22 protein-coding genes and 1 pseudogene are annotated in these 22,337 nt (G+C 41.6%); 11 read left to right on the top strand and 12 right to left on the bottom strand.

What is annotated here, in order from left to right; genetic code table 11:
* The first annotated feature begins 19 nt into the window (after window positions 1–19).
* The 4 genes from psbE (at window position 20) to VF06_RS18265 (ending at window position 734) form a co-directional block, all read left to right on the top strand.
* Window positions 20–268 (top strand): cytochrome b559 subunit alpha, encoded by a 249-nt coding sequence (psbE, locus tag VF06_RS18280; protein WP_099066071.1) that lies wholly within the window; start codon window positions 20–22, stop codon window positions 266–268.
* A 9-nt stretch (window positions 269–277) separates the two neighbouring features.
* Window positions 278–415, top strand: a complete 138-nt coding sequence (psbF, locus tag VF06_RS18275; RefSeq protein ID WP_015115279.1) for a cytochrome b559 subunit beta — start codon at window positions 278–280, stop codon at window positions 413–415.
* 9 nt (window positions 416–424) lie between these two features.
* Complete coding sequence (gene psbL, locus VF06_RS18270; protein ID WP_096533973.1) at window positions 425–544, top strand: photosystem II reaction center protein PsbL; 120 nt, start codon at window positions 425–427, stop codon at window positions 542–544.
* Between the two features lie 70 nt (window positions 545–614).
* Window positions 615–734: a photosystem II reaction center protein J gene (locus VF06_RS18265; protein WP_073644363.1), complete on the top strand. Its 120-nt coding sequence runs from the start codon at window positions 615–617 to the stop codon at window positions 732–734.
* A gap of 269 nt (window positions 735–1,003) precedes the next feature.
* On the opposite strand, the gene psaI is transcribed toward VF06_RS18265, so the two are convergent.
* The 3 genes and pseudogenes from psaI to VF06_RS18255 form a co-directional block, all read right to left on the bottom strand.
* A complete protein-coding gene (gene psaI, locus VF06_RS18260) occupies window positions 1,004–1,144 on the bottom strand; it encodes a photosystem I reaction center subunit VIII (protein ID WP_099066072.1) in 141 nt (46 codons plus the stop codon).
* A 454-nt stretch (window positions 1,145–1,598) separates the two neighbouring features.
* Entirely contained in the window at window positions 1,599–4,238 is a 2,640-nt protein-coding gene (locus VF06_RS43625) for a hypothetical protein (RefSeq protein WP_423752220.1), read from the bottom strand.
* 432 nt (window positions 4,239–4,670) lie between these two features.
* Window positions 4,671–5,027, bottom strand: a pseudogene (locus VF06_RS18255) (hypothetical protein); the annotation flags it as partial.
* Window positions 5,028–5,409: 382 nt separating this feature from the next.
* On the opposite strand from VF06_RS18255, the gene VF06_RS18250 reads away from it, so the two are divergent.
* Together VF06_RS18250 and VF06_RS18245 are read left to right on the top strand one after the other, a co-directional pair.
* Complete coding sequence (locus VF06_RS18250) at window positions 5,410–5,607, top strand: hypothetical protein (protein WP_099066073.1); 198 nt, start codon at window positions 5,410–5,412, stop codon at window positions 5,605–5,607.
* A gap of 81 nt (window positions 5,608–5,688) precedes the next feature.
* Window positions 5,689–6,168, top strand: coding sequence for a Tic20 family protein (locus VF06_RS18245; RefSeq protein WP_099066074.1), 480 nt, complete (start codon window positions 5,689–5,691; stop codon window positions 6,166–6,168).
* 3 nt (window positions 6,169–6,171) lie between these two features.
* Here the strand turns inward: VF06_RS18245 and VF06_RS18240 are convergent, their stop codons facing one another.
* Window positions 6,172–6,945 (bottom strand): fumarylacetoacetate hydrolase family protein, encoded by a 774-nt coding sequence (locus VF06_RS18240; protein WP_099066075.1) that lies wholly within the window; start codon window positions 6,943–6,945, stop codon window positions 6,172–6,174.
* A gap of 387 nt (window positions 6,946–7,332) precedes the next feature.
* Between VF06_RS18240 and rpsF the strand changes: the two genes are divergently transcribed.
* Window positions 7,333–7,665, top strand: a complete 333-nt coding sequence (gene rpsF, locus VF06_RS18230; RefSeq protein ID WP_099066077.1) for a 30S ribosomal protein S6 — start codon at window positions 7,333–7,335, stop codon at window positions 7,663–7,665.
* Window positions 7,666–8,189: 524 nt separating this feature from the next.
* A complete protein-coding gene (locus VF06_RS18225) occupies window positions 8,190–8,750 on the top strand; it encodes an Npun_F5560 family protein (RefSeq protein WP_099066078.1) in 561 nt (186 codons plus the stop codon).
* Between the two features lie 437 nt (window positions 8,751–9,187).
* Here the strand turns inward: VF06_RS18225 and VF06_RS18220 are convergent, their stop codons facing one another.
* Window positions 9,188–9,541, bottom strand: a complete 354-nt coding sequence (locus tag VF06_RS18220) for an STAS domain-containing protein (protein ID WP_180267360.1) — start codon at window positions 9,539–9,541, stop codon at window positions 9,188–9,190.
* Window positions 9,542–10,026: 485 nt separating this feature from the next.
* Between VF06_RS18220 and VF06_RS18215 the strand changes: the two genes are divergently transcribed.
* Window positions 10,027–10,659, top strand: a complete 633-nt coding sequence (locus VF06_RS18215; protein ID WP_099066080.1) for a DedA family protein — start codon at window positions 10,027–10,029, stop codon at window positions 10,657–10,659.
* A 263-nt stretch (window positions 10,660–10,922) separates the two neighbouring features.
* Here VF06_RS18215 and VF06_RS18210 read toward each other — a convergent pair whose 3' ends face one another.
* On the bottom strand, window positions 10,923–12,125 hold the full coding sequence (locus tag VF06_RS18210) for an argininosuccinate synthase (RefSeq protein ID WP_099066081.1): 1,203 nt from the start codon (window positions 12,123–12,125) through the stop codon (window positions 10,923–10,925).
* A gap of 389 nt (window positions 12,126–12,514) precedes the next feature.
* Here VF06_RS18210 and VF06_RS18205 point away from each other — a divergent pair, with 389 nt between their 5' ends.
* Window positions 12,515–16,393 (top strand): tetratricopeptide repeat protein, encoded by a 3,879-nt coding sequence (locus VF06_RS18205; RefSeq protein ID WP_099073052.1) that lies wholly within the window; start codon window positions 12,515–12,517, stop codon window positions 16,391–16,393.
* 48 nt (window positions 16,394–16,441) lie between these two features.
* On the opposite strand, the gene VF06_RS18200 is transcribed toward VF06_RS18205, so the two are convergent.
* The 5 genes from VF06_RS18200 to VF06_RS18180 all read right to left on the bottom strand — a co-directional run bounded on the left by VF06_RS18200 (window position 16,442) and on the right by VF06_RS18180 (window position 18,669).
* A complete protein-coding gene (locus VF06_RS18200) occupies window positions 16,442–16,840 on the bottom strand; it encodes a type II toxin-antitoxin system VapC family toxin (RefSeq protein ID WP_099066083.1) in 399 nt (132 codons plus the stop codon).
* A 19-nt stretch (window positions 16,841–16,859) separates the two neighbouring features.
* Window positions 16,860–17,081 (bottom strand): hypothetical protein, encoded by a 222-nt coding sequence (locus VF06_RS18195; protein ID WP_099066084.1) that lies wholly within the window; start codon window positions 17,079–17,081, stop codon window positions 16,860–16,862.
* Window positions 17,082–17,315: 234 nt separating this feature from the next.
* Complete coding sequence (locus VF06_RS18190; protein ID WP_099066085.1) at window positions 17,316–17,582, bottom strand: type II toxin-antitoxin system RelE family toxin; 267 nt, start codon at window positions 17,580–17,582, stop codon at window positions 17,316–17,318.
* The gene (locus VF06_RS18185) at window positions 17,579–17,818 is read right to left on the bottom strand and encodes a hypothetical protein (protein WP_099066086.1); all 240 of its coding nucleotides are present in this window, start codon (window positions 17,816–17,818) and stop codon (window positions 17,579–17,581) included. The genes VF06_RS18190 and VF06_RS18185 overlap by 4 nt, the downstream gene beginning before the upstream one ends.
* 413 nt (window positions 17,819–18,231) lie before the next feature.
* Window positions 18,232–18,669 carry a hypothetical protein gene (locus tag VF06_RS18180; RefSeq protein ID WP_099066087.1) on the bottom strand — a complete coding sequence of 146 codons (438 nt, stop codon included), beginning with the start codon at window positions 18,667–18,669 and terminating at the stop codon, window positions 18,232–18,234.
* A 238-nt stretch (window positions 18,670–18,907) separates the two neighbouring features.
* On the opposite strand from VF06_RS18180, the gene VF06_RS18175 reads away from it, so the two are divergent.
* Window positions 18,908–19,453 carry a PEP-CTERM sorting domain-containing protein gene (locus VF06_RS18175; RefSeq protein WP_099066088.1) on the top strand — a complete coding sequence of 182 codons (546 nt, stop codon included), beginning with the start codon at window positions 18,908–18,910 and terminating at the stop codon, window positions 19,451–19,453.
* Between the two features lie 94 nt (window positions 19,454–19,547).
* Here the strand turns inward: VF06_RS18175 and VF06_RS18170 are convergent, their stop codons facing one another.
* Window positions 19,548–21,710 carry a PhoX family protein gene (locus tag VF06_RS18170; RefSeq protein WP_099066089.1) on the bottom strand — a complete coding sequence of 721 codons (2,163 nt, stop codon included), beginning with the start codon at window positions 21,708–21,710 and terminating at the stop codon, window positions 19,548–19,550.
* Window positions 21,711–22,337: the final 627 nt, after the last annotated feature.

Below are 22,337 nucleotides of genomic sequence, written 5' to 3'. Positions count from 1 at the left end.
TATGAAGGTAGGGATCTAAATGTCAGGTACCACTGGAGAACGTCCGTTTTCGGACATCATTACCAGCGTTCGTTACTGGGTAATTCATAGCATCACCATTCCCGCATTGTTTATTGCTGGTTGGTTATTTGTCAGCACCGGACTGGCTTATGATGCTTTTGGTACACCCCGCCCCAATGAATATTTCACACCAGTGCGGCAAGAAGTACCAATTGTGAAGAACCGTTTTGATGCAAAACAACAAGTTGAACAATTTATTGGAAAGTAGTTTGAGATCATGACTAGCGGCAATAACATCAATCAACCAGTTACCTATCCAATTTTTACCGTTAGATGGCTGGCAGTTCACACCTTAGGTGTACCAACTGTATTCTTTTTGGGCGCGATCGCCGCAATGCAATTTATTCAACGCTAGGAGCAAGTTATGGAAAGATCGCCCAATCCTAATAATCAACCGGTTGAATTAAACCGGACTTCACTATACCTGGGACTACTACTAATTTTTGTTCTGGGAATTCTGTTTTCTAGTTACTTCTTTAACTAACTAGAAATACCATTGTTAATCTTTGTTTATTGAACGTGTGTTGATTTGTTGTTAAGGGAGGAGAGAAGCTGTGTCTGGAAGTGGGAGAATTCCCCTGTGGGTCGTCGCTACGGTCGCAGGATTAGGTGTAATTACAGTGTTGGGCATTTTCTTTTATGGTGCCTATGCCGGACTGGGTTCTTCAATCTAAAACTAGTTTGAAGCCAATACTATAAAGTCTGAATTTTTTAGCATTTGTTGAGAAATCAGCATTAAAAAGCCGCCTGTCTCTTTGAGATAGGCGGTATTGTTACAGCAGATTGCAAGCAAAGTCAATCAATTTTGGATTTTGGATTGACCTATACTTGAATGTTTTACTTTTGAATCCTGAATCAGAATTCAGAATTCTGGTGTGATAATCAAGTAATTGGTAAAAAGCAAAGTAATTTATTACCAATTACCAATGAAGGAATAAACCAGTTAAGCAATATCTTCGCTTTCTATGTATAAAAATAGAAAAGCGAACACTGCACCTGGTAAAACCCAACCAATGATGGGAACGAAGATAGCAGGCAAATAGGAAGTGCTAGCCAAAATAGTAGGCAAAAATTCAAATGCCATAGAACAAGTCCCTGTGAAATCACACTACAATTCAAGATGAGCTTACTGCAAAGTGAGTCAGATTTTTTAAATTCTAAAGATTTTTAACACAGCAGATATTGGGCATGGGGCATGGGGCGTGGGGCATACTTAAGAAGACAAGGGGAAAGGGAAAGGGGTATGGTTCGACAAGCTCACCAACCGGGGAAAAGGGGAAAGATTAAATTTATTGCTTTTCCCTTTCCCCTTTAACCTTTTCCCCTACCCAATGCCCAATGCCCAATGCCCAACCACCAATCCCCTACTCAGAAGACAAGGGGAAAGGGAAAGGGGTATGGTTCGACAAGCTCACCAACCGGGGAAAAGGGGAAAGATTAAATTTATTGCTTTTCCCTTTCCCCTTTAACCTTTAACCTTTTCCCCTACCCAATGCCCAATGCCCCATGCCCAATGCCCAATGCCCCATGCCCAATGCCTAAATACCTAATAGTTCATCTATTTCTAAATTGGGCAAGTCTGGAGGAATCACACTTCGCACTATTGTAACTTTGTGGCTCTCTTGTTGGGTTGCTGGATCGAGAGCGATCGCTTCTAAGCGAATTTCCAAACAGCCAAAGGGAATGTTCAGTTGCGTCATTACTTCCAACCCTCCTAAGGTGTTGGGTAGTAAATTTGTCAGTAAATGAGGCCCATTTAATAACCAACGAGTTTGACAATCTTCAACCCATAACTTGATAGCAACTGGTCGAGATACTTCAGGTATTACTGCCCGTATTATCACTGACTTTCCAGCTATTAGTTCGCCTTCTGGTACATACAGTTGTGGAATTGGTAAAGGCTCAAGTGCTTCGACATTTATAGCTAGAACACTAGATAAATCTGGTGATGCTTGCTCCTCTTCTTCCAAAGCATAACTCTTGGTTGTATCAGTTTCTAAGTCACTATATGTATCATATACAACAACTTCCTCTGACAACCAAGCTGACGCTGTATTTCTGTGAATCGGCGGAGGAGGCGGTATTTCTGATAACAAAGGTGGTGAAAATGTTGGTTCTTCTGATACTTTTTCTACTTCCGTATTTTCCTCTATAACCAGGTCTACTTTTTCTACTGTATTTGTATCTTCCAGTATTTCTGTGTTGGCATCTACACTTGACAGCAAGTTGACATCAACAGCATCAACATCACTATTGGGGGTTTCTGCACTCACAGAAAGCGATACGTGTTCATCTGGAACATAGTTATCGTGGTCTTGGGGTGGTAGCTCATTTATGGGTTCAGGGAAAGAATATCCTTGGCTGTGCATCCACTTCCTGAGCAAGGGAGATGAGTAAAGTTTTGTTTTAATGAATTCTGAATTTGTCTGAATTGTTATTTGAGGGAGAGATTGTTCTTGGAGTTGTGAATTGGCTTGAGGTGGTATTGGAGGGAGAGATTGTTCTTGGAGTTGTGAATTGGCTTGAGGTGGTGTTGGAGGGAGAGATTGTTCTTGGAGTTGTGAATTGGCTTGAGGTGGTATTTGAGCGACAGATTGTTCTTGGACTTCTAAATTTGTGTCAACTGGTGTTTGGGCTGTATTTTTATCTTCATCGATAATTGCGTCCAATTGCGATGTGTCATCAGTCGCTACAATTTCCAATGTATCTGGAGCATTATCTTTTACTTCTTCTGTAGCAGTTGAGACAGTTGGTAAGCGTTTCAAGTATGGAAAAGTCGTGTCGATTATTGGTATTCGACGTTGCCTGATGACTAATTGCTCTAAGTTGATGGCAGCAATGGTAGCATCCTTTTCCAAAAGCTCGTTTTGTAAAGGAGATTCTGCAACAACATCTGTGGGGGTATTGACATCAATTTGAATGGGAGGCAATTTTGGTAATTGAGGCGAACTAGCTGAAATTTTCTGCTCAGATGTGCCGCGAGTGGCTTCTCGCAGAAGTTGGAGGTTTATTTGCGGTGGTAGGGGTGTGTTTGGAGATGGGTTACCTACCAGAGGCTGGTCTGTTTTTCTAACTTTAACCAGGTTCAATAGTTTTAAATCAAGCTTAAAAGTTGGCTCTGGTTCTGTGGAATCGCTAGAGGACAGCGATGGTGCTATTACCTTATTGGACGATGTACTAGATTTTGCTGCGGCTGTGATTGTCAGTAATTCTGTTACATCTGCTGTAATTGTGAAGGATTGGTTGGCTAACTGTGTGGCTTCACTGGTGTCAGTGAATTTACCATACAAAATGATATCCGCCAAAATTAACTTTGATTCACATTCAGCAGGAATATCAATGGAGGTATTGATATTGAAAGGTAGTTCTTGGTCTGGTAATGGTTGCACTACCTGGGTCAAGATTTGCGATTCTAAAGGCGATCGCAGTTCAATTTTTAGTTCTAGTCCACGGACAATTTTTGGTGATAATGTTTCAGCAAGCTCTGAATTCGTCTTTTCTTCAAGTTCTACGTATCCATTAATTGTGAGAGCTTGTCCCCAACGAGCAATATAAGTATCCCGATCTAAAGTCAGCAATAATGGCGGTAGCTGTTGTGTTTCTGAAGAATCCATAACATTTTCTTCTTCAGTTAGCGGTTCAGGAGCAGGTAAAGCTAATTCTATTAAATTTTGTAAAATTTGTTCTACCGTCTCACCTTTGAACCATACAGGACTGACTGGTCGATCGCTCCCTATATTTTCTTCATTAGTTACATCTGTGACAATATCTGTTTCAGTACTGTTAAGTATATGTTTTTTAGTTGTATCTGGAACAATAGTCGTATTAGTAATGCTATATATATCTTCTTCCGTAGTTACATCTTCCAGCACAAAAACCATACCAGTGTTACTAGTTGTATATTCTTCTAGAGTTACATCTGGTAAAATACCGATATCAGTGTTACTACTTATATGTTCTGCTTGAGTTATATCTAGGGCAGTAATTGTGTCAGTAGTACTAGTTGTATATTCTTCTTGAGTTACATCTAGGACGATTTCTATATCAGTATTATTAGCTGTATATTCTGGTTGGGTGAAATCTAGTAGAAATTCTGTGTCAGCATTGCTAGCAGTATTTTCTGTTTGAGTTACATTTAGGGTAATAGCAGTATCTTCAAACCCAGTTAAATCTGGCACAAATGCTGTGTCAGCATTGCTAGCAGTATTTTCTGTTTGAGTTACATTTAGGGTAATAGCAGTATCTTCAAACCCAGTTAAATCTGGCACAAATGCTGTGTCAGCATTGCTAGCAGTATCTTCTGCTTGAGTTACATCTAGGGCAACAGCTGTATCTTCAAAATCAGTTAAATTTGGCACAAATGCTGTGTCAGCATTGCTAGCTGTATCTTCAAAATCAGTTAAATTTGGCACAAATGTTTCTTGAGTTACATTTGGCACAACATCTATGTCAGGGCTGTTATCTGTAGGAATTGGCAGTTCTGCGGAGGTAGCGATGGCCAGATCTGGAGTTTGTAATGCTTGTGGGACATTAGTAACAGGTATGGAGAAAACACTTGGTGTCACTTCTTTTATTGGTTCTTGCTCCTCTGCTTCCCTACTCCCCTGGTTGTCTGCTTCCTGGCACACCACTTGCACTTCGATACTGTATTGCCAAGATTTACCGAGCATATCTGACATCAAATCGCCGGAACAGCGCAGTTGCCAGACTCCTGGCTCAAAGTCAGTAAAAGGAATTACCGCCATTAAGCCTTCTGAGTTAGTGCGACGCGATCGCTTGAAAATTCGGCGTTTTGGTGTAGCTTCGTGTGTTGAAAAGTGAGTGACGCGCACTTCCACATCTGTATTTAGCAGGCTAGAACGAGCCAGAACTCTATAATGCCCTGCCAAAATTTGTAAATTTGGCGATTCCAGGATATGCCACGAGCGATCGCCTTGCCTCTGTATCAGAAATTGCCAGTGTTCCATTGTAAATGATGCCCAGACCTACAAGCCGCCCAGTAATATTTTGTGTTTGCTTGCTTGCAAGTTTACCTCAGTAATTCCTAATTGCATCCCTAAAAAGCCTATGAAGTTAACTTAGTTTCATATACTTAAATTTTCGCAAAGTCAATACCTTAAAATCAGCCTTTTTTAATCAACAACCCAATCTCCACGGAACAGAACATACAATAAATTAAGATTCACTTGATAACTTTGATTAAATTGTGACACCGACCTTTTGCTACAAACACGTAGGATGTAGCTTCTAAGTATTCTAGATGGTATGCGCTGTCTTTTTTGATAGCTACAAGCAGCATCGTCTCGCAGCGAAATTTAGGTGACAATGAAAATTTACAGGAGGGATTACATGCTAGTCATTTTAATGGACGAGCAAATCCTTGCCCCTGAGCAAGTTTGCCCGTCTTGTTTACTCGCTGATGGGAGCGGCCAACCCCGTTGGCGTGGTGGTCAATTGCGCTGTGGTCAAGCTATTCGCAAACTTACTCAACAGCAGCCAGACCAATATGAATGTGTAATGGGCTTTCGCATCGCCCATATAGAATAACTGAATTTACCAGCAAGACCAAGCAACTGCGTTATCCTAAGGTCAAGTAAGTGTTGAAATATAACCATAGGAGAATGCACAATGACTTGGCGCGGGTCTACAACTGTTCCAGATCGGATTTTTGCTTGCTTGCCTTATTTGCTGCCCTTAATTGATGGTTTAATCTTTGGTCGCTATTTGTTTACTCAGTTTCCAGTACTACAAGTCCTACTTTTACCGCTCCAACCAGTGTTAATAATTTACGGTAGTTTGGGACAATTGGGGCAACTAATCGTATTTTTTGCCTTGTTCCTACTGGTGGTAAGAAACGAAAAAATTAGTCACTTCATTCGTTTCAACACAATGCAGGCAATTCTTTTGGACATAGTTATATTTTTGTGTTCCATATTGGTGCGAATTTTAGGACAGGTTCCTGGTACTGCCTTTGCAATTGAAACAGTGGCTAACACGATCTTTTTGGGTGTAGTGGTAGCAGTTGGATATTCAGTCATCCAGTCTTTGATTGGTCGTTATGCAGAAATTCCAGCGATTTCTGACGCAGTGTACATGCAAGTGCGCTAGTGGTTAACGGGTCGCTACGGTGTTTTCCAGGCGACCAATACCTTCAATTTCTACACGGACGCGATCGCCCACTTGCATTGGACTAACACCCTCTGGCGTTCCTGTAAGCACCACATCCCCCGGTAATAGCGTCATCACTTGACTGATATAAGACACTAAAACATCCGGTGAAAATACCATCTCATCGATACAGGCAGATTGGACTGGGTTGGTGTCGTCATTCAGGAAAGTCTGCAATCTCGCACCTGGATTTAATTCCCGCACAATCCAAGGCCCCAAAGGACAAAAAGTATCAAAACCTTTGCCTCGCGTCCATTGACCATCTTTTTTTTGTAAATCCCGTGCTGTAACATCATTAGCGATGGTATAGCCCCAAATTTTAGTTTGGGCTATTTCTGGCGTACAGTCAAAAACGCGATCGCCAATTATTAATGCTAGCTCTCCTTCGTAATCCACTCGTTGCGATTGGGGAGGATATTTGATTTCCGACTCAGATGGAATAATTGTTGTGGGTGGCTTCAGAAAAATTAGTGGTTCAGAAGGCACTGGGGTTCCCATTTCCGCAGCATGATCGGCGTAATTCTTCCCCACCGCCACAATTTTTGACGGAGCGCAGGGAGCCAAAATGTGATAATTCTCTGGCGTTAAAATCAAATCAGTGGGTTGTCCTTCTAACCAAGGGGGAGCATCTAACACCTGGACGTTAAAGGATGGTTGTAGTAACCCATAGTAAATTTGTCCTTCTTGATTTTGAATTCTTACATAGCGCTGCGCCATAACCTCGATCGACATCCTTTTGTCTTTGATTAAAAACTGTAAGCAGGTAGTAGCAATCCTCAGTTAGCTTTTTGGAGAAGCGATAAAGCCTTAAGCAAAAAAGCGATCGCTACAAATCCCCTTTGAAAAAGGCTAAGCTGATAGCTGAATCAATTTGCTGGCGAACTAAAGAAATCTGGGGTCGGCTCCCGACCTAATATTTCAATAGGGACATCCAAGAAATGAAATCCAAAGTTCGGCGGATTGGCTAATGAAACAAAATTGAAAACTGGTAAGATTATAGTTCCTTGTTGCTTCAGATGTTGATGAATACTAGTATTTTCAATAAAAAGCGAAGTATAAATTAACACTAGCAGCCATTTTTTGTCCATAAGGAGACTAAAAAATATGACCACAAGTTACGAAACAATGTATATCCTGCGTCCTGACTTGGGAGACGAACAGGTAGAGCAAGCAATTGGCAAATATCAGAATTTGCTGCGCGAACAAGGCGCAGAGGATATCCAAATTCAAAATCGTGGTAAGCGTCGTCTGGCTTATGAAATCAAAAGACACCGCGATGGGATCTACATCCAATTAAATTACACTGCACCTGCAACAGCGATCGCCCCCTTTGAACGCGCCATGCGTTTGAGTGAAGACGTGATTCGCTATCTGACCATTAAACAGGAACTCGAAGAAGCGAAAACTGCCAAAGTGGCTGCAAATGCAACTGCATAGAAAATAGGGCACGGGGCATACTAAGAAGACAAGGGGAAAGGGAAAGGGGTAAAGGGAAAAGGGGAAAGACTAAATTTATTCCTTTTCCCTTTCCCCTTTAACCTTTTCCCCTACCCAATACCCCATGCCTAATGCCTAACCACCAATCCACTACTCAGAAGACAAGGGGAAAGGGAAAGGGGTAAGGGGAAAAGGGGAAAGATTAAATTTATTCCTTTTCCCCTACCCAATACCCCATGCCTAATGCCTAACCACCAATCCCCTACTCAGAAGACAAGGGGAAAGGGAAAGGGGTAAAGGGAAAAGGGGAAAGACTAAATTTATTCCTTTTCCCTTTCCCCTTTAACCTTTTCCCCTACCCAATGCCCAATGCCCAACCATCAATCCCCTTCAATAAAATTTTGTTTTTTTATTTACCAGTAACTTGGTTGGTAATGCTAAATTAACAAATACTTGCCAAAGGTAGTACTCCCGCAGTTATACCTAAGACTGGACAAGATTCTGAATGGGAGCGGTAAGCTACTGTGAGTCAATCTAATACGTCAAACATTCAAGTTCTCTCTACGGAAGTATCGCAACTACGCCAAGAGTTGCAACTCCGCGACCAATTAGTGCAACAGCTATCTCAAGAACTCTTCCGGCTGGTAAAGGGTAATACTAATTTTATGCCCCAGCAGCCAGAGGTTGAGCGTGACAACACGCAGTTACAAGCTTTGCAAGAACAACTCCAAGCTGTGGAACAGCAAGTGGCATTTTACCAAGATCAAATTACGGCTCGTGACTCCGAAATTTATCAATTGCGACAGTCAGTCCAAGAACTAACAGATCGCACTCGGATGTTGGAGCAAGTTGTACAAGAACTCCCTCAAATTTACCGCCGGAAATTTGAGGAGCGTATGACACCAGTTAGAGAAAAAGTGGCAATGCTACAACGAGAAAACCGCCAACTCCAGGCGGAACTGCAAAGTGTAAGTTATCGTTTAGCAATCAAAACCCGTAATGCTAGTCACAGCGGTATTGATTTGCCAAACTTTCCTCGTCCCGCAGGCGAACAAAATCAAATTTCAACTCCCCAGAATGCCTAAAAGAGGATTTTTGAAAACTAGTAGCTGAATGTGTCAAAAACTTTTCTTTAAAATTCATCCTACTTTCCTCCTTCAAAAGGAGGAACAGCAGGATTTTAGATTCGCCTACTGCCCTTTTCTAGGCTAGTTTGGACGAATGTTCGCAAAAGGTATACCAGTTTTCAAACATCATCTGAGAGTAGTCTAAAAACTTTGGTTGCAAGAAACTGGGGAGTCTAGGAAACAATTGCATCTGTTGTGACCGATTTTGCTGATTTTCGGTACTGCATCAACAGCTAGGAAACTATGAGTTTTCCTCAACATTGTTTTCTAGAAAAGATAGAAAATTAGCCTGCTAGCACCAGACTTTTTTCTTTGACGATGTGAGGATGCACAAAAAGTTTAAATAAATGCAAAATTGCTTGACTCCGCCATCCTTCTTCAGTTAGATTTATATATCAGCCTGCTAGCACCAGACTGTCATTCTTTGTGGTACTAAAGATATCTTCATAGGTGTCAAATATCTCAAACACTGTGTCTAACTGTGTAAGTTCCAAAATTAGTCTCACAGGGGTTTGTACGTTGCATAGAACTAAACGGCAGCCTCTTTGACGTGCGGCTTTTAACCCTTTGACTAGAGGAACTAAACCAGAACTATCCATAAAGTTAACTTCTGCCAGATCGATAACCCAGAGTTGATTAGGTTGGGGCACAATTCCAGCCATTTGTTCGCTCAAAGCCATGCCACCTTGCAAATCAATACTTGCTTGGGGTTTGAATAAAATAACTTGAAGTTCTTTCGTGAGAGTCATGAATTTAACAGGGTAGTTGGAACACTTGAAAAAAAAACCGAAAAAAGACATAAATACATCTCCTCTTTCAACAGCAAAATCACTGTTTTACCCAGATACCCAGGTAATTCCAGCTGTGAAGTTGACAGAGTTTTTTTCAGTATTCATGTCGTATAATTTGTAATAACTTTTCCCAATATAGGCATAAGCGCCTAACAAATTCGGTATCAACCGTATCTTTTACGAAATTTTCATAATTTCACCAGAGATTTATAAATTTTTTATAAATTATTTTCGCTGTTGTTACGAAATTATGGGTTTGTGGTAGCGATCGCTAAAAATCCTATAATTATTAGATAAAAATTAATAATAATCATAGACTATAATATATGGATTCTTGAGTCCAAAATGAGCCTACAAATCTGTGTAGTAGTTTGATTGACACCCCAGCTAAAAACAAGCAAAGATATAGTAAAAGTAAAAATTTGTAAACACGGCGGTGCGGGATGTCTTTAGAGCTGATTTCACTAGAAAACATCCAGGAAGTCGCTCATAATTACGGCTATTGGGCAATTTTTTTGGGAATTTTGCTAGAAAATTTAGGCATTCCTGTTCCTGGCGAAACCGTGACCCTAGTGGGCGGATTTTTGGCTGGTAGCGACGAACTAAATTTCTGGCTGGTTCTCGGTGACGCAATTATGGGTGCTGTAATTGGCGGAGTTTGTGGCTACTGGGTGGGTAGACTTAGCGGCTGGGCTTTTTTGGTAAAAGTCGGTAGCATCTTTCGGATTTCGGAAGTGCGATTGCTGAATATTAAAGAGCAATTTAGTCAAAATAGTGCAAAAGCGGTATTTGTTGGACGTTTTTTAGCATTATTGCGAGTTTTTGCCGCACCACTAGCTGGTGTAGCGGAAATGCCCTTCAGAAAATTCTTTGTATACAATTTTTTAGGAGCATTTGCTTGGGCTAGCTTGATGGTGACATTAGCTTTCTTTGCTGGCAAAATTATCTCCCTAGAGCAATTGGTTGCTTGGGTCAGTAAATTCGCGATCGTAGCATTACTGATTCTGGCTGGTTTAATCTTTGTGCCAGTATGGTTGGAGTCTCGTCAAGTTAAGGAACTTGGGAGTGAAAAGTGAAAAGTGAGGAATGAGGAGTTAGGAGTTAGGAGTTAGGAGTTAGGAGTGAAGAGTGAGGAGTGAAGAGTGAGGAGTAGAGTAAAAAGTTATTTCTTTTAACTTTCTTTCTTGTATTTTGCATTTTTAACTCCAAACTCCCAATTCCTAACTCTTAACTCCAAACTCCTAACTCTTAACTCCAAACTCCAAACTCCAAACTCCAAACTCCCAACTCTTAACTCCCAACTCTTAACTCCCAACTCTTAACTCCTAACTCCCAACTCCTAACTTTTAGTTAACTGCGACCAAATACGAGTTGGTAGTCCCCAAACGTAGATAAAGCCCTCAGCTGCTTTATGATCGAATTTGTCTTCGGCTCCATAGGTTGCCAAGTCAGGACTGTAGAGGGAATTGTCGCTAGAGCGGCCAACGATGGTGGCATTACCCTTAAACAACTTCACTCGCACGGTTCCTGATACTTGCTCCTGTGTCTTTTGAATAAAAGCGTCCAGTGCAGCTTTGAGTGGACTATACCACAGACCGTTGTAAACTATTTGACTATAAGTCTCTTCAATTCCACGCTTGTAATGGGTGACATCGGCTGTAAGAGTCAAACTTTCCAAATCTCTATGTGCCTGAATTAGGACTAGCATCGCGGGTGATTCGTAGATCTCCCGCGATTTTATGCCTACTAGACGGTTTTCAATCATATCAATCCGCCCAACACCATGATTTCCTGCAAGCTGATTGATTTGTTCAATTAACTCAACTGGCTTTTTGGGGACACCATTGAGGCTGCTGGGAATTCCACGATAGAAACCAATTTCAATGTACTCTGGTTCATTGGGTGTGTTAGCGATCGCTTTGGTCATTTCATAGATTTCTTCTGGTGGCTCGAATGAAGGATCTTCGAGTAAACCAGCTTCAATACTCCGACCAAGCAAATTTTTGTCAATACTGTAGGGAGAAGATTTTTTCACTGGTGAGGGAATACCAAACTTTTCACCATAAGCGATGGTTTCCTCACGACTCATTCCCCATTCTCTGGCGGGTGCGAGGATCTTCAGGTTGGGGTTAAGGGCAGTAACAGACACATCAAAGCGGACTTGATCGTTACCTTTACCAGTACAACCGTGAGCGATCGCATCAGCACCGTATTTTTCGGCTGTTTCTACTAATACCTTGGCAATTAGCGGACGCGCAAGGGCAGTTCCTAGTGGATAACGATTTTCATAAAGGGCGTTGGCTTGAATTGCTGCAAAGGCGTAATCTTTAACAAAGCTGTCTTTAACATCCGCTACTAAAGATTCACTTGCACCCGATTTCAGAGCTTTTTCTCTGACTGGCTCTAACTCATCTCCCTGACCTAAATCTGCTGCTAGGGTAATTACCTCTTCCACACCCCACTCATGTTTCAGGTAGGGAATGCAAACTGAGGTATCTACTCCGCCAGAATATGCCAGAACAACCTTTTTGGCGCGACCCATTAATTTCTCCAGTTAAGAAAGAAAACAAACAATGAGTCATTATTATATCGAAACAATCCAGGTATACTAGACCTCTTGCACAATTGTTTTTGTGTTATGATTACGGGCTTTTATTTAATTTCAATGGGGTGGGATAAAAAAAAATTGAAATCGATGGTAAGGGGTTTCCAAGAAATTAATTACCACTACTTGTGGGGTGGACATCTTGTCCGCCCATAAGGAAGGGCGGGCGAGACGCCCACCCCACAAGAAGTAGTTGAATATTTTTATTTGGGAGTCCCTAAGCGGATGTTTTTCTGGGGAATTTGGCGACAATTTTCTGAAATTCTAGGTTCTGTGTAAGTATCTAAATATATCCTGGCATTTACGTTGAGCTAATAGTGTTGTCTATGGCAGTCATCACCATTCGGGAAAAGCAGCCAACAGCAGAGGGTTTTGCCGCAAGTTTGATTTTTGAGGGTGGCGAATACCCAATCAATATTACTGACCCTTTTACACCGAAAGAAGAAAGGCAACTCGAATGGTATTTTGAGGAATGGCTGACTTACCCGATGTTAAACGGGAAGAAAGCAGAAGCAGCGAAAACGAGTGTTGTTAGTTACGGGGAAAGTTTATTTAACCAGGTTTTTAAGGCTGATATTGATGCTTATAGCTTTTATCGTCAACTGCGGGTAAATCTGAAGCAGGTAAAAATTGAGATAGTAGGTAATAGCCCTGAATTTCACGCGCTGCACTGGGAAGCTTTGCGGGATAAGGATTGGCCGCGACCTTTGAGTGTGGATTGCGTAATGATACGCAAGCGCCTTGATAAAGCTGCATCAGTGGCGGCGAATATGGCAGAATCGCCGATAATTAACTTGTTGGTGGTCATTGCTCGACCGGATGAGGAGCATGATGTCGGTTATCGTACCATTGCTCGTCCGTTGATTGAGGTGATTCAAAAGAGTCACTTGCCTGTAAATATTGACTTATTGCGTCCGGGTACTTATGAAAGTTTAGAACGACATTTAGAGGCCAAGGGTGCGGGATATTACCATATCATCCATTTTGATTGTCACGGGGCGTTGATGGGTTATGCAGATATTCAGGAAGGGGTGAAACGCAACCGATATACCTATCAAGCTAGGTGGGGACGGGAAGATATTCAACCTTATGAAGGGGTAAAGGCATTTTTGTTTTTGGATGGGGAAAGTAAGGGAAAAGCCGATCCGGTGGAAGCGGGGGAATTAGCGAATTTGTTGACGGGGAAGGGGATTCCCGTTTGTATTCTCAATGCTTGTCAGTCGGGGAAGCAGGTAAGGGGTAATGGAGAGCAAGGGGGCAGGGAGCAGGGAGCAGGGGAGCAGGGAGAGACGGAGGAGAATGGAAGGGAGACAACAGAGACGAGTTTGGGTAGTCGGTTGATGACTGCGGGAATGGAAATGGTAGTGGCAATGGGGTATTCGGTGACGGTTTCGGCTGCGCGGTTGATGATGGAACAGGTTTATCAAAACTTGTTTGGGGGGAAGGAGATAAGCGAAGCGATTCGGTTGGGGAGAAGGGAGTTATTTAATAATAAGACGCGGAAGGCTTATTTTAATACCGATATTGATTTGGAAGATTGGCTTTTGCCTGTGGTTTATAGTAACCAACTGGTGAATTTGAATTTGCGTAAATTTAGAGCGGAGGAAGAAGAAGAATATTTTGATAAGTTGGGGAGTTTATATCAATATACGCCGCCAGAATATGGATTTATCGGGCGAGATTTGGAGATTTTGAAGATTGAGAAGGCTTTGTTTCGTCATAATATTTTGCTGTTGCAGGGAATGGGAGGAACGGGAAAAACTACGCTGTTAAATTATTTGCGTAGTTGGTGGCAGACGACGAACTTTGCACCGGAGATATTTTATTTTGGTTACGATCAACAAGCTTGGACGCTGACACAGATTTTGTTTGAGATTGGCAAACGGGTATATAAAAAGTTTGAGTTTGCGAATTTTCAAGCGATGAATTTAACTGCTCAGATGCAGAAACTTCTAGCTAAATTACGGTCAGAATCTCATATTTTGATATTAGATAATTTGGAGTCGGTAACGGGACAAGCTTTAGCGATTCAAAATACTTTAGCGTCAGACGAGCAAAAGCAACTGCAAGATTTTTTGACGCGGTTGGGAGGGGGAGAAACGCGGGTAATTTTAGGTTCTCGTAGTGATGAAACTTGGTTGCAAGGGGCTTTTAAACAGAATATTTATCAATTGCGGGGATTAGATGCGGAAGCGAGGACGGAGTTATCTAATAAGATTTTAGAACGGAATGTGGGGGATGAAAATAAGATAGGTAAGATTCGGGAAGAGGAAGATTTTCAGAAATTGATGAAGGTGTTAGCGGGGTATCCGTTAGCAATGGAAGTGGTGTTAGCGAATTTGAAAAGTCTGTCATCCCAGGAAATTTTGGCAAAGTTAGCAGCAGCAGATATTAATTTAGATACGGGAAGTGAAGATAAAACCCAGAGTATTCTCAAATGTGTGGAATATTCCCATAGTAATTTATCAGCGGATGCTCAGAAGTTATTATTGTGTTTAGCTCCCTTTAGTGGGTTTATTGATAGGAGCGATATTCCTAATTATGCCAAGCAATTACAGAAGTTAGAACAGTTTCAGGAGTATGATTTTGATAAGTTTGATGAAGCAATTCAAGAAGCGATAAATTGGGGTTTGCTTTCTGACCTCTCCCCTAACCCCTCTCCTGCGAGGAGAGGGGCAGAAAAGTTATTACAAATTCAACCTGTTTTTCCCTTCTTTCTCAAAGCAAAATTAGCAGAAAGCGATGCAGCTACCCGCGAAGCCTTACGAGAGGGTTTTAAAAACCACTATATTGGTTTAGCTCGTGACTACAATCGCTATATGGAATCGAAGGAACCGCAAGAACGGCAGATTGGGATTTTCTTCTGTCGGCTGGAATATGAAAACTTATATAATGCCTTGCAGATTTGTTTAGAGAAACAAGAAACTATTGATATTTTCTTTTGCTTAAGTGAATACTTAAAGTTAATTAATGATATTCCAAGTCGTTTGAAACTGTCAGAATTTGTCTGTAAGGCACAAGTCGCTTATCCACCAGAAATTAGAACAGGTGAGATAGGTTTGGAAATTGTGATGGCACTCGATCGCCTTGCTATGGGTTATTTACAAACACAAAATTATCCCCAAGCCCAAGAATCCTATTTGCGGGTTATCGAATTATCCCAACAACTCCAAGGTGTAGAAGCAACACAAATCAAGTCTTCCTTAGCAAGCACTTACCACCAGTTGGGATACGTTGCCCAAAAGTTGCGCCAATACGACCAGGCAGGGGATTATTATCAACAAGCCCTAGAAATCAAAATCGAATTTGGCGATCGCTATAGTTGTGCTAGCACTTACCACCAGTTGGGAAACGTTGCCCAAGAGTTGCGCCAATACGACCAGGCATGGGATTATTATCAACAAGCCCTGGAAATCAAAATCGAATTTGGCGATCGCTATAGTTGTGCTAGCACTTACCACCAGTTGGGAAGCGTTGCCGAAGAGTTGCGCCAATACGACCAGGCATGGGATTATTATCAACAAGCCCTGGAAATCAATATCGAATTTGGCGATCGCTATAGTTGTGCTAGGACTTACCACCAGTTGGGAAGCGTTGCCGAAGATTTGCGCCAATACGACCAGGCACGGGATTATTATCAACAAGCCCTGGAAATCAAAATCGAATTTGGCGATCGCTATACTTGTGCTAGGACTTACCACCAGTTGGGAAGCGTTGCCCAACAGTTGCGCCAATACGACCAGGCACGGGATTATTATCAACAAGCCCTGGAAATATTTATCGAATTTGGCGATCGCTATACTTGTGCTAGCACTTACCACCAGTTGGGAAGGGTTGCCCAAGAGTTGCGCCAATACGACCAGGCACGGGATTATTATCAACAAGCCCTGGAAATTTTTATCGAATTTGGCGATCGCTATACTTGTGCTAGCACTTACCACCAGTTGGGAAGGGTTGCCCAAGAGTTGCGCCAATACCACCAGGCACGGGATTATTATCAACAAGCCCTGGAAATTTTTATCGAATTTGGCGATCGCTATTCGCAAGCCCTTACGCTTCATTGTTTAGGAACGCTTGCACAAGCTGAGGAGAATTACGCAGAAGCTAGGGCGAATTTGCAGACAGCGTTGGAGATATATGTTGAGTATCAGGATGAATATTGGGCTAAGGTAGTACGGGGGATTTTAGAGGATTTACCGGAGTAGGTGGGGATAGGGGGGACTGCGTTTTAGTTTGTAGAGGTGCGATCGCATCTACCAAACAATAGTCACTACACCAGATGCAGTTATATTTTGGTCGTATGTTAATAACTGCACATTATCACCTTTACTCGCCAGGACTAGGGCAGTTGCAGTAATTTGTCGATCGTGCATTTCATTAATAGTAGATAAGTTCACAGTCATTTCAATTACTTCTTTATCTAGTGGATAAATTAGTATGCGAGAATCAGTTTCGACTGCTGAAATTAAGTCTTTAGCAGAAGGGATAGATGTTCTACCTCTTTCAACAATCCAAATTGCTTCAGCCAATGTAGTTGCGGGGATAATAAGTTGAGAATCAGGATTAGAAAGAATAGCTTTAGCATTTGCACCCAAACGAGAATTTCCTTCCAGGAACCAAATTAGTGCATGAGTATCGATGACATACTTCATAAATTATTTATGACTAATATCAGCTATCTTCTTTATCTCCGTGAAATTCAGCAATTTTAAAATCCTCTTCCGTAGACTGATGTTTTCCAGAAAACATACCAAACTGCATTATTTGGGTTGTTTTTCTAGTTGTTTCTGGCTCTAAAAATGTGACAATAACTCGGCTTTCTAATACATCTAATGGGAATTCAACGAGTTCGATTTTGCCGTGTTTGTAAACACCTTCAACTGATTTAAACATTACTTGTCACCAAATTCACCACTTAATACATATAATAAAATTATAAATGCGATGTCTAACGAAAAACTGTGTTGCCTCTACGCGTTTTGGGTTTTGTGGGGGTGCGACAATACAAATATGACCAAATACAATAAATATGTAAGTAAATTATAAATGCGTTTGGGTTTGGGTTTTGTGGAGTGCGATCGCGTTTGGGTTTGTGGAGGTACGATGGCTCTAAGTTTTTCTTGCTTCTCAACTTTCATCTTTATAAATATTTTTACGATGTCCGACTTCCACAACATTCACCACTAGAATATCGTCGAAAATATCATAGATAACGCGATAGTCACCGACTCTAATTCTGTAAGCATTTTCTTTCTCTTTTAGCTTTTTGACCCCATTCGGACGTGGTTCTGTAGCTAAATCATCAATTTTAATTTGTATACGTTCTTGAAGTTCTGACGGTATTTTTTTAAGTTGCTTCAATGCACCCCTCAATATTTCAACTTTATAACTCACGCAACTTCCTTTTTGATTCCTGCTTTGAGTTCTTTTTTAGCATCTTCCCATGACAATGAATTATCAATATTAGCTTCTTTTTTAGCTTTATCGTAGGCTTTTAAATCTTCTTCCTCTTCTGTTTCTTCGATTGTTTGAAGTAGGGCGTAAATCTCATCTAAAGTACTGTCATAAGCTTGATTTAACAAGATGTTAATTTCTTTAATTAATTGTTCGCGTTCTTGTTCACTTTTCATTTTTAGACCTCTTTTATTGCCAATATATATTTATAATATAGGAATCCGATTTGATTAATGAACATATTTGTATGGGGAGGAAATTCTTAACAGGGAACTCTTAACAGGAAATTTAGGGGTGTACTGAATTTTTTCACAAAATCAAATATGAGTCCTATATGTCTTTCTTACTCTCTAGGACTTACGCAACTGGCATATTATTTTAAGTTTGTAGTAAGGACTTTAGTCCTCTAATAAGGACTGAAGTCCTTACTACAAGCAAAAAAAATTGATTTTTTGTGACACTTGCGTGAGTCCTGCTCTCAAGTGAGGCTGTAAATAAGACAGTAATTCAATCTCAGCAATTGATGTAATTCAATTATAAATGCGATCGCCTGTGCTTGATTACAAGTAGGTGCGATGGCATCTGTATTTTATTTCCCTGGCGGTAAAGTTCCCCCGTCACCTCCATCGGTATACTTGCAAGAGACATTCAAGCCGATTTTAAGGATGTAGAGAACAATAATAGTAGCGATGGATGGATCGAGAGGAATTGCGGTTAAAGCCATGAGGGATGTAATCGCTGCTGTCAGTAACACAGCATTTTCTGGACTTTTGGTATAATCGCTCAAACGCGCTCGAAAACCTTCATTTGAGCAAAGTTCATCCCGCAAGACATCTAATGTAGTTTGCCAGATTTTTTTTCCTCCCATCGTGGGGTTTCCGTTTTTCTCGATCCACAGTTCTTCAAAGGAGCGATCGAGATTACCGTTGTGACGTTCTACAGCATCAATGGCTTTGTTTGCTGGTTGATATTCCTTGAGTAATTCACGTGCTGATTTAATTTCGTCTAGAGTTAGTTGTGCATTCATATTGTTTTAGATTTAAAGCAACTATAGAAAACTATTTACCAAGTAAATTTTAAACTTGAAACCTTTTTGTGCTGAGTGTAATTGTTACTTCACAATAAATTTATATATGTCTGACAAGCTTAAAGATTTTATAAAAATAATCTTCTGTTTGATATTTCTTAACCTAAACACATTGGTTCAAAGTTTATTTAAGTGAAATTACAGAATTATTCGCTTTTGAGCTTTGGAGTATTTTCTGATGAAATTGGCTAAAGATATTAGTATTGCTGCTTTTGCAGTTGCCATCTCAGTGGCTGCTGTTACTAAACCGACACAAGCTGCCTTGGTTAATTACGGTTTCACCGTGAATGCGACATCTGGCGATAATCCCGGTCAATATTTTGGCTCTTTTCAATATGATGACTCGACCTTAACCAATACAGGTCTTGAGACATTGGGAGTTGAGAATGGACTAAAAGTTGCATTCGACTACTTAGGTACTAGCTATACAGAGGTAGATGATATTGATTTCGACAGTTTTCCTATAGTTAGCTTCAATAACGGCGAAGTTCAGGGACTGAGCTATTTTGTTGCAGATCAATTTGTAATTGGCAGCGATCCTAGTACTCCAGAAGTGGGAGGAAATAGATTTTATCTGATTACCGATTCGGTAAATACAACAGAAGTAGGTACTGTCAGCTACGCTAAAGTACCCGAACCTTTAGCTGCTGGTGGTACAGCTGTTGCTGGTGTTGTGGGATTGTGGATGCAGCGCAAGAAGAGAGCAACAAAAATTGTCGGTTAACCTTACACAATCAGTAGAATTTTGATTAAAAAAATCCCCACTAATCGGTGGGGATTTTTTTTATTCAAATCTTGACCGTGCTAGTTCTTAGATTTTAAAGGCCACCAATAACGCCACCGTCATTGCGGGTAATTACTACCACTGATGAACGCGGGCGACCTGCTGGGCCATAGCCTTGACTATTAGGCCAATTGCTGGCGATTGTGGGATTCGAGGCATCTCCGCGATCGCCTGGGTGTTGGATGTTGATAAACATCGCTTTGCCATCGGGTGTGGTGACAATACCAGTTACCTCACAATCCGTGGGGCTGGTTAAGAAGCGTCTAACTTGTTTGGTGTTGGGGTCAGCGCACGACATCGTGTTACTACCGATATTTACCAAATCACCAACACCATCGCCTGCGTGGTCGGTCTGAACCCAGAGGCGGCCGAAGTCGTCGAACCAGAGACCATCTGGCGAACTTAAGTCGTCACCTTTAATGTTGCCTTGAAGATTTGGTTCGGGTCTAGTTTTGTCGCCAGCTTCAAAGAAAATATCCCATTTAAAGGTAGTTGTTGTAACGCTTTGTCCATCTTCGCGCCAGCGAATGATATGACCGTAGCGATTATCAGGACGTGGGTTGGCAGCATCCACGGGAGGACGGGCACCGCCGGCTGATGTTGTACCATCTGGCTGGTTGGAGGAAACTGGGGTTGTGCCGCGACGATTATTGTTGGTCAGCGTGCAGTAGACTTCAATCTCTTTATATCCACCAATGCGGGGACGTACAGCTACCCACTCTGGACGATCCATCATGGTTGCGCCGACGCGATCGCCAGCTTGTCTTGTCTTCACCAAAACTTCAGCTTGGTTTCTGAAGCCGTTCTTTGGTGTCAGACCACGCTGACCATAGACCAAAGGCAGCCACTCACCAGTACCGTTGTCATTGAATTTAGCAACGTACAGAACACCGTTGTCAAGCAAATTGCGGTTAGCATCCCGATTTGTGGGATTGAAGGGTTGGGCACAAACGAACTTGTAGATATACTCGTTGCGCTCGTCGTCACCCATATAGAAAGCAACACGGTTGTTGTCATCCACAACGACCTGAGCGCTTTCATGCTTGAACCGACCAAGGGCAGTGCGTTTGACTGGCTTGCTTTTGGGATTGTAAGGATCGATCTCGACCACCCAACCGAATAAATGGGGTTCGAGTGGGTTGGTGCTGGCATCGAAGCGTGGATCGACCTCAGGCCAGCGATAGCTAGATGCTGTTCCAATGCCGTACCGATTTTGTCCTGCGAGAATATCCGACTTTTCGATGCCCTCAATTGCAACTACATCTCGTGTAGGATTGGCAAAGTAGCCGTTCCAATTTTCCTCACAAGTTAAGTAAGTTCCCCAAGGTGTGTAGCCGTTGGCACAGTTATTGAGTGTGCCATAAGCGGTGTAGCCGTCGTTGAGTGTGCCGGTGTCAACAGAGCCAGTTGGGGTAATGTTAAACTTTTTGGACTTCAGGAGAATATCGCCAGCCGCAGGCCCTGAAACTTTTATTTCGGTGTTGCCGGTAATGCGGCGACCATAAGATGAATTCGGATTGAAACTCCACTCATTGCCGTTTTTAGAAATTTCCACAACAGACACGCCATGAGCAGCCTGAGACTTGCGTACTTTGGCAATTGTGACTGTATCCAAACCGTCTGGATGCAAAATCGATTCCTGGGTGTACTCGTGGTTGACGCACAACAGACCAGTATTAATTGGTTGGTTTAAAAAGCCTCTTAAGGATCTTGTTTGTGAACTTACTGTTCGACCAACAACACTTCCTGGCTGTAAAGGGAAGTAGTACATACCGTCATTGTGCATACCAAACTGCTTTTCTTGAGCAGCCGCATCTTGGGAGGCATCTGCTAACCAAGTCGGGCCACCCGGAGCGATGGGATCTCCCCAAGCAATCAGTACTTTAGCTGTGTAACCTTCAGGAACACTGACAAGATCCTTTTCTAAAAGTCCTGTAACTGGGTTGAGGAGATTTGGTGGGACGCTCTTGAAGCCTATGCCACCAAATCCCGTTCCCTTAGGAATCGGGGCTGCATCAACACTTTGCAGAAAGCCACCGATGGAAACATCGCCTAGAACAGTTAACACCGACGTACCCACAGCCGTCATGATGAACCGCCGCCGACTCAAACTAACGCGGTCAATCACATCACGAATTGACTCATTACGAGATGGGTTGAGGGTCAAATTGTTTTTAGGGTGAAAGCGTCCTTTCATTCTTTGTTCTCCATTTAAGGCTTACGAGGTTGCTATTCAGTTCATTTCTCAATAACACGAGTAATTTGGTAAATAAAAATTCCACATATTTACATACATTACTGAGATATTTATTGAGATTTGACATCTTGTTAACAGCCACTAAATAGCAGTTAATAACAAATTAAGACTAGGTGATGCTGCTTAAGCAGACTAGAACAATCAAGTTGTCATTAATTTAAGTACCAAGTATTAACATCAGGTTATATATTGATTAATTTGGCTTTATCAACAATTTTTCTGATAAAAATAAGTTTTTCACTCAAAATTAGCAGCTTTGTCATCAATACAGATGGTGATATTTAAGACAAAAATTCATTAACTAATAACTGTAGGATAGGTACTACTAAAAAGATTAAAATTGAGGTCTTTAATGTCAGTAGACAGTCTTCATCGTCTAAAATAGAGTTATCAAAAATTAAGCAAGATGTCAGGTTAAACTAACATCTTGCTTTAGCCGTAAAAACAGCTTCGTAATTCATTACTAGCTCGATCAGAATTCAGAATTAGAATAAGCTCTCTACCTAGTGGTCTGTCCCATTAGTTCTGAAAGGTTTGAAGTAAGCACTTTAGTACTTAAAATCAAGG

The sequence above is a fragment of the Nostoc linckia z4 genome (assembly GCF_002608075.1).
Classification (GTDB): Bacteria; Cyanobacteriota; Cyanobacteriia; order Cyanobacteriales; family Nostocaceae; genus Nostoc; species Nostoc linckia.
Note: the sequence above shows the minus strand (reverse complement) of the source record. Positions and strands in the feature narration are given on the sequence as shown.